The organism is Sporosarcina ureae (assembly GCF_029267015.1).
Lineage (GTDB): Bacteria > Bacillota > Bacilli > Bacillales_A > Planococcaceae > Sporosarcina > Sporosarcina ureae_D.
The window spans coordinates 20479-35900 of the sequence record NZ_JARIEA010000070.1 but is presented as its reverse complement, the minus strand read 5'-3'; the positions used below and the strand labels follow the sequence as shown (position 1 = coordinate 35900).

Genomic DNA, 15422 nt, shown 5'->3' with positions numbered 1-15422 from the left:
CACTACGTAAAGCAATATCGTGAAATTACAAGTGTTTTTATTTCGTCATTTTTCGTACTGACTGAACGCTCGCTTAGTAAAAAGTCGAAGTATAGTCCATCATGGCGCAGATTGCGTCATGATGGACTATACAAGATTTTACCCATACATTATGAACCACTTTTTCAGTCTCCTGAAAGACTCAGTGACTCTAATTGCTCGACAATGAGTTGAACAGATTGATTACGAAAATCGATGCTACCTGACACTTGAACAAACGCTTCTTCTTTTAACTGGACGCTGATCTGTGCATATTGTTTCGGAAATACTGTACACGATATTTCTTCCGTCTCGTCCTGTATCGTTAGAAAAGCCATAGCTTCCCCCTTTTTAGTACGAATACGTTTGATCGATAAGATGATTCCTATACACGTTGCTTTCGTCCCTCGGTTCAAAGAGAACAGTGACGCGATCGGTGGGATCTGACTCGCTGCATTTCTTTTTAATTGTTCCACGGGATGCTCGGATAAATAAAATCCTAACGTATCATGTTCGAAACCAAGCTTCGTCATCTGATCCATTGTGCCGCCTGGTGTATATTTGGGTTGCGAATTAAATTGGAATTGATCACTTAATGCATCATCTCCTATGAAAAGTGCATGGGAATGAGCTGCATCTATCGAAGCGAGAAGAACTGAGCGTTTTTGATTAAAATCGTCGAGTGCACCTGATTTAATTAATGGGATGATGGCTTTTTCAGAAAAATGATCGGCTCCAAGTGAGATAGCCATGTCAAACATCGATGACCAACTCCCCTTTTCCCTGGCAGCCGCCAATTGCTGATAAAATGCGAAGGTAACTCCTTTAATTGCGCCCAGACCGAGACGAATCGCATGTCCTTCCACTGTATGTGAATAACGGCTAGTCTTGACAGATGGCGGTAGTATCTGGATTCCTTTTGCCTTCATTTCACGAATTACTTCCATCATCTTGTCTTTGCTTCCAGTTAATGAGGAAAGGAATGCTGCATAAAAGTAAGTAGGTTCATTTGCTTTAAAAAATGCCAGTCGATAGGAAACCATTGAATAGGCCACCGCATGGCTTTTCGGAAATCCATAATCCGCGAATTTAACAATTAAGTTGTATACATTATTCGCTTTGATTTGATCAAACCCTTTTTTACTTGCCCCCGCAATAAAGTGTTGCCGTTCCTCTTCTAATACTTGCTGATTTTTCTTGCTGATTGCCCGCCTTAGAAGATCCGCTTCTGCCATCGTAAAGCCGGCAATTTCCACCGCAAGTTTCATGATCTGTTCTTGATAAATAATGATACCGTATGTCTCCGAGAGAATAGGTTCTAGCTCTGGTATGTCGTAGACAGTCGGCTCTTGTCCATTTTTCCGACGACTATACAGCGGAATGAACTCCATAGGACCTGGTCGATATAGCGCGTTTACTGAGTATACATCTTTGAAATTATCCGGCTGTATAGTCTTTAATGCACGCCGCATGCCGGGCGATTCAAATTGGAAGATTCCTGTTGTGTCACCATTTTTAAATAATTTGTACGTGGCCTGATCATCGAGTGGAATGCGTTCAAAATCAATAATCTGCTTTTTATTGTATTGAATCATTGCACGGATTCTGTCGAGTAGCGTTAAATTACGTAATCCAAGGAAGTCCATTTTCAATAAACCGACTTCTTCCACGTCTTTCATCGCCCATTGTGTCAGGAATACTTCATCTGATCCAATCTGCAATGGAACGTAATGGACGAGAGGTTTAGCTGCAAGGACGACACCAGCTGCATGCGTCGATGCGTTTCTCGGTAAATCTTCCAAGCGTTCCGCAGCTTGCCGCCACAGCTCTCTACGTGGCTCTACTTGAATCCAGTCACGTAGTTTCTTTGACTGGATAATCGTTTCTTTGAATGATCGACCACTATTTAATTCATTGGACATGAATCGAACTTCTTCAGGCGTGAAGTCTAGCACCCTGGCCACATTTCGTGCGACTGCTTTCGTTGACAACGTACCGAATGTGATAATCTGTGCGGCATATTGTTTACCGTATGTATTTGCCACATAATTCACCACTTCTGTTCTGCGATTATCCGCAAAATCGATATCAATATCAGGCATCGTTACACGTTCGGGATTTAAAAAACGTTCAAATAGCAATCCATATTTGATTGGGTCCACTTCTGTAATCCCGAGTGCGAACGCCACTAAAGAGCCTGCAGAAGACCCACGCCCAGGACCAACTAGGATGCCTTCCGTTTTTGCGTAACGCACATAGTCTTCTACTATTAGGAAGTAATCGGTGAAGCCCATCTGATCGATAATGGATAGTTCGTAGTGAAGACGTTGTTCGTATTCTTCTGGCAGTGACTGGAAACGTGCTTGAAGTCCTTTTCGACAATTTTGCTCGAGAAGTGAAATAGGCGCTTGGCTGTCTGCGACAGGAAACTTTGGCATGAGGAAATCTTCTTTTTGGATAGTTACTACGCACGAATCCATAATGTCTTCTGTTGTCTGTAACCATTCTGGATGATCACCAAACCAATTAACAAGTTCTTCTCGTTGTGGTAAATAAGCTTGTCGATAACGATTAGGGGGCTTTTGAGAATCATTCAATTTATAGCCTTTGCGTATGGCTGTCGCGACTTCGTAAGCTTGAAAATCTTCCTTATGAAGAAAGCGCGTTTCTTGACAAGCAGCGATCGGCAATCGACTTTCTTCACTTAATTGAATAATGCTTGCTTCTTCAGTATGCGCTCCTCCCCCAGGCCTACCGATTCCAATGAATGTTGAAGCGTTAGAATCTTTTTCTGCCACTAGCTGCAAGACGTGTAGATCACGCGCATTCGCCCATGAAGAATCTGTCATCGCGCATATGATGATGCACCCTTCTCTGTAAGCTTGAAGCCAGTTGAGTGGGAGGTTCTCTTCGTCACGCGTAGAAATGGCGCTGCTCATTTTCATTAGATTAGAGAACCCTGTTTCGTTTTGTGCATAAATATAAACAAGTACTTCATGATCTTCGACTTCCAATGTAACGGACAAACCGATTACAGGACGGATGCCGTATTTAGCTAACATTTTGCTGAACGATCGGACACCATATAATTTACTATTGACGATAGCAGCAGAAGAAGCCCCTCTTTTTTGCAAAAGAGGAGCCAGTTCATCTAACTTTACAATTCCACGCAGTAAGTCTGCGCCCGTTACGATTTGCGGATACATCAGGTTCATTTCAATCCCTCAGCTCTGCTTAATATTTTCTGCAAAGTTCTTGCAGTTTGACGATGATTTCATCTACTTCTGTCCAGGAATATGCGGAAGCGCCTGAGGCCAGCGGATGGCCACCACCATTATGTTGCATCGCTAACGTATTAATGACAGGCCCTTTCGAACGGAGACGGACACGAATTTGATCATTTTCTTCAATAAAGATAATCCAAGCACAAATTCCTTTTACATCGCCCAGTGACCCTACTAATTGCGAAGTCTCTGACACTGTGACATCGAATTGATCCAGAATTTCCTGTGTTAGTTTAATATACGCTGCTCCATTTTCATCGATTGTAAAGTTTTGGTACACATAACCTTGTAGATGCAAGATTTTACGATCGACTTCGTACATCCCAGCAAATAACTCGGTGCGATCAAATGGTTGCTTGATCAATGAACTAGCTGCTTCAAAAGTTTTTTCAGTCGTGCTTTGGAACATAAATCGGCCTGTGTCACCCACAATCCCTGCGAAAAGGAAACGTGCTGCTTCCGGAGACATTTCCCATCCGAATGACGCGTGACCTTCCTCATAAATCGTATAGATCATTTCAGAACAAGAACTCGCGTCTGTATTCACCCAGCGTTCATTACCATATGGATCTTCGTTCGGGTGATGATCGATTTTCAAAACATACGTACCTTTATCGTAAAAAGGTCCGTCAATACGGTCCGTGTTTGCAGTATCGGTGACAATAACAAGGGCACCTTCGTAATCTGCTTCAGTCACCGCATCCGGTTTTCCTAAATAACTTAATAGTTCATCATGTTCTCCTGCCGCAAGTACTTGCTTTTTAGGGTAATTCTTTTTGATAAGTTCTTTCAATCCCATTTGTGATCCGTATGCATCGGGATCCGGTCGGACGTGACGGTGGATGATGATTTTCTCGTATTGTTCAATTGTGTCAATGATTTGTCGTTTCATGTATATTCCCCCAGGTTTCTGCACAAGTATTCGCATTTCCTTTTAAAAGCCGCTACAATGTATAGTGAACCTCGACGCGTAGGCCACAGGTTATTTTTCATATAATGGAGGCTTTTTTGATGGAAATGGTTAATTTTATTTTTGTATTTGGTATAATCGCTTCCGGCGTATTCTATTTCGTTTTCAAAACACGCCAATTCCGCACAAGCCCCATGTTTCCCATCCGTAAAAAGATGTATGCAAGCATGGCAGGCACAGCACTTGGTGCGCTATTGATTTTTTTCGGAGTCAATCAATTACTTATTTTTGATGGTGCTCTAACATATATCGTGTCCGCTATCTTCATTTTATTCGGTGGCTATGTTGCGATATTTAACTTTAATGCTCAAAAACATTATAAGCAATTCGTAGCTGAAGAACGTGAACTGAACAAAGCTGATGTCAATTGACGTCAGCTTTTTATTTTTCAAAAAGCTGGAACGTCCCCATTGCTTTCGCCACAATACCATCATTTGATATTAGTTCGATTTCTAGCTTGATGAATCGACGGCTTAAGTGAATAATCTTCGGTTCGACTGTGACCGACGCGCCAAGTTGTACTTGTTTGATGAAATAGATCGTCACGTTTTCTGGTACACTTTCGCCTCGTTTTTGAAGCTTGATCGCACGACTACCCGCTTCTGTCAAAATCGTTAACATCGCTCCATAGGATAATGAACCAAATTGATTGGTCATCTGCGGTACAACGGCAAACTCTATTTTTTCAGGTGAGTTGGAGATGGCTTTCATTTGATTCTTGACGATATCATCGATTGTTTCGCCTTGTTGCGGTTGACGTTGTGTCATTTGCAATGCTTTTAAGACATCTTGTCGACTGATGATCCCCTCTAAGACTCCGGCATCATTAACGACTGGCATTAAGTCGATACCTTCCCAAATCATACTATGCCCTGCCGACGCGACACTCATTTTACCGTTTACAGTAATCGGACCGGGCGTCATGACTTTCCCTATGGTGTCCACATGCGGTTTACTGACGACATCACGAGACGTAATAATCCCTACTAAAGTGCCATCGGCTTTTACGACAGGATAAGCGGAGTGTGACGTTTGATGATTTACTTCATAGAATTGGTCAACTGAATCCTCGGGGGATAACGTGACTGTACTGGCTAGAGGTGTTAAAATATCCTCCACCAATAAAATTTCCTTTTCAATCAGCTGATCATAAATTGCACGATTTAACATAGTGGCGACTGTGAAAGTATCATAACTTGTTGAAATAACAGGCAAATTCATTTCGTCTGCTAGTTGCTTTACTTCATCAGTCGCATCGAAGCCACCTGTCACGAGAACAGCTGCTCCTGCTTTAATCGCTATTTCATGCGCTTTCAAACGATTTCCAACAATCAACAAACTACCTGCATCAATATAACGAATCATATCCTCGAGTTGCATAGCTCCGACTACAAATTTCGTTAATGTTTTATGTAATCCATCACGTCCACCCAGTACCACACCGTCTACAATGTTGATGACTTCTGCAAATGTCAGACGTTCAATATTTTCTTTTTTCTTTTTCTCGATTCGAATCGTACCTACACGTTCAATAGTGTTTACCAATTTTTGATTTTCCGCTTCTTTTATCGCCCGGTAAGCGGTTCCATCACTGACTTCCAATGCTTTCGCAACTTGTCGTACAGAGATCTTTTCGCCCACTGTCAAGCTTTCTATATAACGCAAAATCTGTTCGTGTTTAGTTGACATGATTTCACCTTTTTCTTCGACCTGATTTAAGGTTTCGGCTTTTAGAATATCATACCATAAGTCCATCAAAAATACGGTCTAGGACGCTAACAATGCGTCTTAGACCGTATTTATTTATTTCCTATTTTATAGCTCGATGGAATCTCCTGGTTGCATTATTTTCACTTCATGATTCGTCACGAGTGATTTGAAGTCTTCAGGCTCCAATTCAATCGGTGGAAACGTATTGAAATGAACAGGAACTGTTAGCTTCGGATTCAGCAACTCAACGGCCTTCGCTGCATCTTTAGGGCCCATCGTGAAATTATCTCCGATAGGTAGGAACGCAACATCAATTCCCTCTTCCCCGTACAGTTTCATATCGCTGAATAAGGAGGTGTCTCCTGCATGATAAATAATTTTATCTTCAATCGTCAGTAGTAAACCTGCAGGCATACCCGTGTAAATAATTTCATTATCTTCTGTTGTATAAGAAGAACTATGGAAAGCTTGTGTATATTTTACGGTACCGAAATCAAATTCCTTTGATCCTCCGATATTCATGCCATGCGTATTCAATCCTTGGAATCCAAGATATACGGCTAATTCATTCGGAGCAACGACTAGGATGTCTTCTCTTTTCGCGATCTCCATCGTATCCCCTACATGGTCATTATGGCCGTGCGTCAGTAAAATCACGTCTGGCTTTTCGTCTTCTGCTTTTAGATCTGTTAATTTATTTCCTGTAATAAAAGGATCGATTAAAATAGTCTTTCCTTTTGTTTCGATTTTAACGATCGAATGGCCATGATATGAGATTTTCACAACGATCACACTCCTATTTTTAATCACTTATACACTCTATACCTTCTACAACACAGCGCAAAACCCTCTTTTTTGTTATACTAAGCAAAACAGAGGAGGTAACATGTTGATGAACATTCAAAAAGTACAAGATTTCTTAGAAAAACATAATATTGATGCAGCACTTATAACGAATCCAGATAACATATTTTATTTAACAGACTTCCGTAGTGATCCACACGAACGATTACTTGGCGTTGTGGTTTTCCAGAATGCTGATCCTTTTGTTATTTGCCCAGCGATGGAAGTTCCAGATGTAAAAGCAATCGGTTGGCAGTACGAAGCAGTAGGCTACAAAGACACAGATAATGCGTTTAAGTTCCTAGAACAAGCCATTAATGAACGTATTCCTACATTGTCACTACTCGCAATCGAAAAAGAACATTTGACTGTGGACCGATTTGAAATTCTTCAAGAACGCTTCCCTGCTTTGCAATTCGCTAAGTTGGATGACGAATTAGCTAAAAATCGTCTGATTAAAGATGATAAAGAACTTCAGCACTTGCGCAAAGCAGCAGAATTAGCGGATTATGCGATCGAAGTAGGTTGCAATGAAATCGCTGAAGGGAAAACCGAACTGGAAATAGTTCAAGCTGTCGAGCAAGCTGTTAAACAAAAAGGTGCCGAGAAGATGTCGTTTGAAACAATTATTGTATCGGGCACAAAAACGGCTTCACCACATGGTATTCCAGGAGAGAAAAAAATCGAAAAAGGTGATTTCATCTTATTTGATCTTGGTGTGGTCTATAAAGGTTATTGTTCAGACATCACACGGACGATAGCGTTCGGTGAGCCAACAGAGGAAAAGCGCAAAATTTATGAGACCGTTCAGAAAGCACAACAAGCAGCAATTGACATCGTGCGTCCAGGTACGTTAGCAATGGAAGTTGATCTAGCGGCTCGTTCTATTATCGAAGAATCTGGTTACGGTGAGTTATTCCCACATCGTATCGGACATGGTCTTGGTATTTCTGTTCATGAGTTTCCTTCTTTGACAGCTACGAATGATATGCCGCTTCAAGAGGGCATGGTGTTTACAGTTGAGCCAGGCATTTATGATCCGACGATTACAGGTGTACGGATTGAAGATGATTTGTATGTGACGAAGGATGGCGTTGAGGTGTTGACGAAATTCCCTAAGGATTTGAAGGTAGTTAAGTGAGTTAAAGACTGGCGAATGAAATTGAACCGTTAATCTCATTTATATAAAAAACTGAAGGCAGTCCCCAGTGCGGGAAATGCCTTCAGTTTTAGGCCGTTACTTTAAGTAATGGTCTTTTTTGTTGATTAAATAGACTCAAGTACGTCTTCAACAGAAACGTGTTCAAGGCCTTGTGCTTCTGCTACTGCTTTGTATGTTACGTTTCCAGCTAGTGTGTTGATTCCTTTACGCAGGACTTCATTGTCTGTACATGCTTTTTTAACGCCTTTATTGGCAATTTGAAGAGCGTAAGGAATTGTAACGTTTGTTAGTGCCATTGTAGACGTTTGTGGAACAGCGCCTGGCATATTAGCTACAGCATAGTGAATGACACCGTGTTTTGTGTAAGTCGGGTCGTCATGAGTTGTGACGCGGTCAGAAGTTTCGAAGATTCCGCCTTGGTCAATTGCGATGTCAATCACTACAGAGCCAGGGCTCATGGATTTAACCATTTCTTCTGTTACAAGAGTTGGCGCTTTTGCTCCAGGGATTAGAACACAACCGATTACCAAGTCTGCGTCTTTTACTGCGTTAGCGATATTGTATGGGTTGGATACCAACGTTTGAATATTCTTGCCGAAGATCTCGTCAAGCTGACGAACACGCTCCACGGATAGATCTAGGATTGTTACGTGTGCACCGATTCCGATCGCAACACGCGCAGCATTCGTACCTGCTTGTCCTCCACCAATGATTGTTATTTTGCCGCGTGATACGCCAGGTACTCCAGCAAGCAAAATTCCTTTTCCGCCTCTAGTTTTCTCTAAGTACTGTGCACCAATCTGCGTCGCCATACGACCCGCAACTTCACTCATTGGTGCCAATAGTGGCAATCCGCCACCTGGCAATTGTACTGTTTCATAAGCAATTGCTGTTACTTTGTTTTCAAGTAGTGCTTTCGTCAATTTTACTTCCGGTGCTAAGTGAAGATATGTAAATAGGATTAATCCTTCACGGAAATACTGATATTCTGATTCTGCAGGTTCTTTTACCTTCAGTACCATATCTGCTCCCCATGCCTCAGCCGCTGTATCGACGATTGTCGCGCCTGCTTCTTTATACTCTTCATCTTGGAAACTTGAACCGATTCCAGCACCCTTTTCAATTACTACTTCGTGACCAGCTGTTAGTAATGTTAATACACTTGAAGGGGCTATTGCCACTCGGTTTTCATTGTTTTTAATTTCTTTTGGAACACCAATACGCATGCAAAATCCTCCTAGAATTGTAATTTCTTTTCGTTCATTTTTTATTATCTCGTTGTCGATTCATGACTATTTAATCTTATCAGAAAATAGCTAGATTTACCTCATTTTTTCAACGTTTTTCCATACAAACTTCATTTTCTAAATTTTTATAAAACATTTCGACAAAAAAGAAGGACTATCATAAACCACGTAGAATAAGAATAGTGTAGAGAGAATTTAATTTTAAGGATGGAGTGGTAATTATGGCACTTACGTACAAAGACATCATCGTAGCCGTGGATGGTTCAGATGAGGCTAAATGGGCTTTCAAGAAAGCGATCGCGATTGCAGATCGTAACGACGCAACTCTTCACTTGATCAATATTATTGATACGCGTTCATATGCGGCAGTTGAAGCATACGATCGTTCAATTGCTGAGCGTGCGCAGAAATATGCTGAAGAATTGTTGACTGACTACCGTAAAGAAGCAGTCGAAGCAGGCGTTGCAAATGTTGAGATTCACGTGGAGTATGGTTCTCCTAAAACATTGATTCCACGCGATATCGCGAAGAAACTTAATGCAGATTTGATTATCTGTGGTGCTACTGGACTTAACCGTGTAGAACGTTTCTTAATCGGAAGTGTTTCCGAGAATATCGTGCGTTCCGCGAAGTGTGATGTACTTGTTGTACGTACACCTGAACATCTACAAGGCTAATATGTATGTAAAGGCTGTCCGGGAAGTCGTTCATTCGATTTCCTGTGGCAGTCTTTTTTCTTTAGTTAGATGACGCCATAATACCAAGTTCGTTAAAAATATCCCGCCTGTCGGTTTACAGGCGGGACATTTTATATTTATTCAGCAGCTACTTGTAATACTTCTTCCGGTAGTGGGATGTTAGCAATTCGCACTGTGTCGCGAGCTAGCATGATTTCTTCGTTTGTTGGGATGATAAGTACTTTAACTGGTGAATGTGGGAAGCTGATATATGCTTCTTCACCACGGATGTTGTTTAGACTTGGGTCGAAGTATACACCCATGAATTCCAATCCACGCATGACTTTTTCACGAACAATCGTACTGTTCTCGCCAATTCCTGCTGTGAAGATAATGGCATCTACCCCACCCATGCCCGCAGCGTATTGTCCAATATGCTGGTGAATACGATCTGTGAATACGTCTAGAGCCAATTGCGCACGCTCGTTGCCTTGTTCTGCTGCTTCCGTAATATCGCGTAAGTCACTAGAGAATCCACAGATACCAAGTAGTCCGGATTTTTTATTTAGTACATTGACTACTTCTTCGGCTGTTTGGTTCGTACATTCCATCATGTATGGAATGAGCGCAGGGTCAATGTTACCTGATCGCGTGCCCATGATCACGCCTGCTAACGGAGTGAAGCCCATAGACGTATCTACTGACTTACCGCCTTTAACCGCTGCAATACTTGCACCGTTACCGAGGTGGCAAGAAATAAGGCGTGTATCTTCAAGCGGTCTATTTAAAATTTTTGCAGCACGCTCCGTTACGTATTTATGGCTTGTACCATGGAAGCCGTATTTACGGATTCCGTATTTCTCATAGTACTCATATGGCAATGCGTACAAAAATGATTTCTCAGGCATTGTCTGGTGGAATGCAGTATCGAATATTGCTACTGCTGGTATATTTGGTAACGCTTTCTTAAAAGCCTTTATTCCGACAATATTAGCTGGATTATGCAAAGGTGCAAAGCTTGAAATTTCTTCAAGTTTCTCTATTACTTCGTCTGTAATTAATACTGAGTCACTATATAGTTCTCCCCCGTGAACTACTCGATGACCGAGTCCGTCAATTTCATCATAAGACGAAACGACTCCCTCACTTAGTAAATGTTCCAATAACATTTCAACAGCCATAGAGTGATCAGTAATATCTAATACTTTTTCGATTTTCTTTTCATCCGTTGCCATTGTGAAAATAGAATTCTCTAAACCAATGCGCTCGAATAACCCCTTAGTAATTTCTTCTTCGTTCGTCATTTCGATCAATTGGAACTTTAAAGAAGAACTTCCCGCATTTATCGATAATATTTTCGGCACAAATACCCACCCCTTAAAATAATTACGTCGTAGAACGTTAAAATTTATTATAGTAGCTAACTATTTTAAAAGCAATTGAATTCGAGCAATTCATCCTTTTTCGTTTAAATATTCTTAAAATATAAAAAGGAAGAGAATGTGACGTTGCGTCACTCCCCTTCCTCTTCCATCCAAACACTTAATTTATCAAAGAACTTTTGCATAGCCTTTGCATTTCCCAGCTCAGGTATTTTCGCTAACAAAACATCCGGCAAGACATAGTTTTCATTTGGCGGTTGTTGTAACAATAAAATACTTTTTGCAAAACGTTGATCCGCAAATATTGAATCCGGTAATTCAAGTAAACCTCTCAATAATTTATGCTCTTTGACAAAATTTAAAATAGGTTCTGCCCCTTCAGCCGTCAATAGTTTTGAAGGAACGATGAATAATCCATAACCACCCGGCTTCACATAACGCATAGATTGTTCAATATATAAATAATGTGAAAAAGCATGACCTTCAGATGCCATGAGTTCATACTCCATAGCGACTTCATCATCTGGATAATAGCCTACAGGTATATCACTTACCACTGCATCGACTACATCGATAGGCAATGGACGAAGCGCATCTTGTAAATAAAATGATACTGGCAACTCCAATAAATTCGCGGTTGCAGCAGCAATTTGAATCAATACATCATCGATTTCAACTGCGCTGGCAGAAGCGGAACCTTTATATTGATTCATTACAGTAAATAACAAATTTCCCGTTCCTACAGCAGGGTCCAGGAAGGTTACAGGTTGCTTTGTATCCATTAATTTATTGATTAGATAACCTATCAAGAAGCCGATTGTATCAGGCGTCATTTGGTGATGAGCTTGTGTAGACTGCTTTAATCCTTTTAATAAGGCAAGCTGGATACCTTTACGAATTTCTTCCTTATCAGGATCTTGCAATTCTACTGCCGACGGTTGATCCAACCATTTTTCACTAGCTTCTAACACAGCGTCCAAATATAACCCATCAGTCGCCGCTGCATGGTTGTCGTAATACGTAAACACTTTTTCCATATTGCTCATTCAAAATTCCTCCAAGAAGAAACCCACCTCTTGTTCAGGTGGGTTTTTTAATTAATTCAATTCTTTAACTGCTTTAATCGCTGCATCATAATCCGGGTGGTCAGTTGCTTCGCTCACATACTCCACGTACGCTACTTTGTCGTCGCGATCGACTACAAAAATAGAACGAGTCAATAGACGCAATTCCTCAATCGCCGTACCGAAGGCTTTACCGAATGAAAGATCACGATGATCAGAGTACAAATGTAAATTTTCTACCTTCTCATCTTCTTTCCAACGTCCTTGTGCAAACGGAAGATCGCAAGAAATCGTCATGACTTCCACATCATCACCAAGTGACGTGGCTTCGTCGTTGAAACGCTTAGTCTGGATAGAACATACACCTGTATCAACAGAAGGCACTACACTGATCAAACGCACTTTACCTTTTGAATCGTCAAGTGTAACAGGATTCAAATCATTCGCAAGGACTGTGAAGCTTGGTGCTTGATCTCCAACTTTCACTTCTGAACCTAACAGATGAACCGGATTATCTTTGAATGTAACTTGTACCATAACTAACCACTCCTTTTAAACTAGTGTACTAAACCGTAGGGTCTTCATGCAACTGATGATGTTCAGGTTCAATGATTTTCTGTATTTCTTTTCTCTCAAATGTTCGTTCATGCACGACAACTGTGTCAGCAAAGACGTCGTGAAGTGCTTTCTTTTGAGGTAAAAATAGAACGAGTAAATAGGGAATCCATAACATTTGTGAAATAAAACGACCGAAACCTTCCCGGAAGATAACAGAACTCCACGTTGCCTTTTCCCCGTTTGATTTCATTACACGAATTCCCATGATCATTTTCCCTACCGTCTGTCCCGCGATTTTCGTCATGATGATAAAATACAACAATAACAAGACAAGTGCCGTTACTTTATACGGGCTAAATAAAAAGGCAGAGGGCTTAGTAATCGCCATATCGAGTACGCGGAATACTGGCTTGACAAAGATGCCGCTAATAGCCGAAATGATCAGCATGTCAATTAAAAATGCCCACAGTCTGATCCAGAATCCTGCATATTTCGGCACGAGCATCTGTTCAAGTCGCATAGTTGGTTGCGTATCCAGCAGTTCATTCGTCATGATTATTTCCCTCCTTATTATTCACCGTATAAATACATCATGCGTGGCGCTGTATTTTCAGTCAGTAATTTTTTCAAAATTTGTGATTCAACATCTCCATTGAACACATCATGTGCTTTCATGGAAAGAATAGCTTTCAAATTAGTCGGCATTCCATATTCGAAGACTTCCGCTTTTTCTAAGTGATAATCTTCTTTCATCGCGGAAACAACGATTGGCAACTTGCCATAATCATCTGCAAGACCCGCTTCGATTGCTTGACGACCATTCATTACGCGTCCATCCGCAACTTTGCGAACAGCCTTTTCTGACATACCACGGCCATCTACAATAATATCAACGAAACGTTTATACGAATCATCAATCATTTCTTGTAACATCGCACGTTCTTCAGGTTTCATTTCTCTAGTCGGACTCATCATATCTTTATAAGGACCTGACTTGATTGTTGGGAATTCCACACCGTATTTTTCCGCTAATTTACCGTAATTGACAGATTGCATGATGACGCCGATAGATCCTGTCAACGTTTCAGGGTGAACATAAATTTTATCGGCTGGTGCTGAGATGTAATATCCACCTGAAGCTGCCATACCGCCCATCGCTACATAAATCGGAATCTTTTTCGAAGTTTGAATTTCTGTCAGTGCGTCGTAAATATCGGATGACTCCAATACGCCTCCACCTGGAGAATTCACTGAAAGGACAATTCCTTTCACAGTTTCATCGTTCGCCAACTCATTCAACTGCGTCATAAATTGTTGATGGTTGTACTCAGCCCCACTGAAAATAGACGCTTCACCCGTATCTTGGATGACTCCATCCACTGTTAACACAGCAATTCTTTCGTTAGCACTTCCTTCTTCTACTACCGTTTCCTGCACTTGCGTTTCCATCAAGTTGATCTCACTAACGAAACTATTCCAGTCTCTAGTGAAAACCCATGACATGGCATTAATACCTACCGATACTACGATCAAAATCGCAGCAACCGCTACGGCTATCCATCTTTTTGCATTCATAAGTAAATTTCCTCCTTTGTCCACATCTACTTATACGTTCCTCATCGTCCAAATGTTTCATTCATGCTACACTTATTCTATTAACTGAAAAAGGAGACGATTCAAATGACTACCCAACACGTAATTTTTCTTTTCAGCCGTCTTGATGAAGACACTATCCATAAAAAACATTTCGTTGGACAACGACTTAAAAGTGAAGGCTTCAGACTTACCGAAGACCACACCGAAGCAACGGTTATACTTAGCGTTGGAAGCGACGGGACCTTCCTTCAAGCTGTCCGCAAAACCGACTTTCGTCAAGATTGTCTGTATCTAGGCGCGTCTGTGAAAGGTGCACATGGTGTATATTGTGATTATCAATATGATGATATTCGCTCACTTGTCGAAACTTTACGGCAAGAGACTATTGAAGAACGACATTATCCTTTACTTGAAGTAACCATTAATCAGCATAAACCATTTTTATGTCTAAATGAATTCAGCATTCGTTCTACTATTATCCGTACATTCGTCATGGACATTTTCATTGATGATCTATTATTTGAAACTTTCCTCGGTGACGGTATGATCATCTCTACACCAACCGGCAGTACTGCCTATAACAAATCCGTCAAAGGTGCCGTGATTGACCCACGACTCCCTTCATTCCAAGTGACTGAACTTGCGTCGGTCAACAACAATCGTTATCGCACACTTGGCACTTCGTTCATCCTCAGTAACGAGAGAACGTTAACACTCAATGTCCAACAAGAAGGTAATGAATTCCCTTCCATTGCAGCGGATAACGAAGCACTCGGTATTAAACAAGTAGAAAAAGTGGAAGCGCGGCTAAGTCATAAAGTGATTCGCACCGCAAAACTTCCAAATAACTCCTTCTTCGAAAAAGTGCAACGTACATTTTTCTGAATCAAAACCAAAAGGACTGGTCAATC

General features: G+C 41.1%; 14 protein-coding genes. 4 read left to right on the top strand and 10 right to left on the bottom strand.

Translation table 11 applies throughout. The features are described from left to right. Window positions 1-164: 164 nt before the first annotated feature. Window positions 165-3233 (bottom strand): DNA polymerase III subunit alpha, encoded by a 3069-nt coding sequence (locus tag Q7P97_RS11500; RefSeq protein WP_303969315.1) that lies wholly within the window; start codon window positions 3231-3233, stop codon window positions 165-167. A 19-nt stretch (window positions 3234-3252) separates the two neighbouring features. Further along, window positions 3253-4194 (bottom strand): DHH family phosphoesterase, encoded by a 942-nt coding sequence (locus Q7P97_RS11495; protein ID WP_303969314.1) that lies wholly within the window; start codon window positions 4192-4194, stop codon window positions 3253-3255. 119 nt (window positions 4195-4313) lie between these two features. Here Q7P97_RS11495 and Q7P97_RS11490 point away from each other — a divergent pair, with 119 nt between their 5' ends. Continuing rightward, entirely contained in the window at window positions 4314-4643 is a 330-nt protein-coding gene (locus tag Q7P97_RS11490) for a YtpI family protein (RefSeq protein ID WP_303969313.1), read from the top strand. A gap of 10 nt (window positions 4644-4653) precedes the next feature. Here the strand turns inward: Q7P97_RS11490 and Q7P97_RS11485 are convergent, their stop codons facing one another. After that, entirely contained in the window at window positions 4654-5961 is a 1308-nt protein-coding gene (locus tag Q7P97_RS11485) for a DRTGG domain-containing protein (RefSeq protein WP_303969312.1), read from the bottom strand. A gap of 126 nt (window positions 5962-6087) precedes the next feature. Then, window positions 6088-6765 (bottom strand): metal-dependent hydrolase, encoded by a 678-nt coding sequence (locus Q7P97_RS11480; RefSeq protein WP_303969311.1) that lies wholly within the window; start codon window positions 6763-6765, stop codon window positions 6088-6090. 106 nt (window positions 6766-6871) lie between these two features. On the opposite strand from Q7P97_RS11480, the gene Q7P97_RS11475 reads away from it, so the two are divergent. Then, window positions 6872-7966 (top strand): M24 family metallopeptidase, encoded by a 1095-nt coding sequence (locus Q7P97_RS11475; RefSeq protein WP_303969310.1) that lies wholly within the window; start codon window positions 6872-6874, stop codon window positions 7964-7966. Window positions 7967-8091: 125 nt separating this feature from the next. On the opposite strand, the gene ald is transcribed toward Q7P97_RS11475, so the two are convergent. Beyond that, window positions 8092-9213: an alanine dehydrogenase gene (gene ald, locus Q7P97_RS11470; RefSeq protein ID WP_303969309.1), complete on the bottom strand. Its 1122-nt coding sequence runs from the start codon at window positions 9211-9213 to the stop codon at window positions 8092-8094. A gap of 242 nt (window positions 9214-9455) precedes the next feature. Here ald and Q7P97_RS11465 point away from each other — a divergent pair, with 242 nt between their 5' ends. Continuing rightward, entirely contained in the window at window positions 9456-9911 is a 456-nt protein-coding gene (locus Q7P97_RS11465; protein ID WP_085426559.1) for a universal stress protein, read from the top strand. Between the two features lie 137 nt (window positions 9912-10048). On the opposite strand, the gene Q7P97_RS11460 is transcribed toward Q7P97_RS11465, so the two are convergent. From Q7P97_RS11460 to sppA, 5 genes are all read right to left on the bottom strand, one after another. Further along, window positions 10049-11275: an acetate kinase gene (locus Q7P97_RS11460; RefSeq protein WP_303969308.1), complete on the bottom strand. Its 1227-nt coding sequence runs from the start codon at window positions 11273-11275 to the stop codon at window positions 10049-10051. A gap of 149 nt (window positions 11276-11424) precedes the next feature. Further along, window positions 11425-12339 carry a class I SAM-dependent methyltransferase gene (locus Q7P97_RS11455; protein WP_303969307.1) on the bottom strand — a complete coding sequence of 305 codons (915 nt, stop codon included), beginning with the start codon at window positions 12337-12339 and terminating at the stop codon, window positions 11425-11427. Between the two features lie 51 nt (window positions 12340-12390). After that, window positions 12391-12894, bottom strand: coding sequence for a thiol peroxidase (gene tpx, locus Q7P97_RS11450; RefSeq protein ID WP_085426562.1), 504 nt, complete (start codon window positions 12892-12894; stop codon window positions 12391-12393). Between the two features lie 28 nt (window positions 12895-12922). Continuing rightward, a complete protein-coding gene (locus Q7P97_RS11445) occupies window positions 12923-13468 on the bottom strand; it encodes an RDD family protein (RefSeq protein ID WP_303969306.1) in 546 nt (181 codons plus the stop codon). A 17-nt stretch (window positions 13469-13485) separates the two neighbouring features. After that, window positions 13486-14490, bottom strand: coding sequence for a signal peptide peptidase SppA (gene sppA, locus Q7P97_RS11440; RefSeq protein WP_303969305.1), 1005 nt, complete (start codon window positions 14488-14490; stop codon window positions 13486-13488). 105 nt (window positions 14491-14595) lie between these two features. On the opposite strand from sppA, the gene Q7P97_RS11435 reads away from it, so the two are divergent. After that, window positions 14596-15396: an NAD kinase gene (locus tag Q7P97_RS11435; protein WP_303969304.1), complete on the top strand. Its 801-nt coding sequence runs from the start codon at window positions 14596-14598 to the stop codon at window positions 15394-15396. The last annotated feature ends 26 nt before the right edge of the window (window positions 15397-15422 follow it).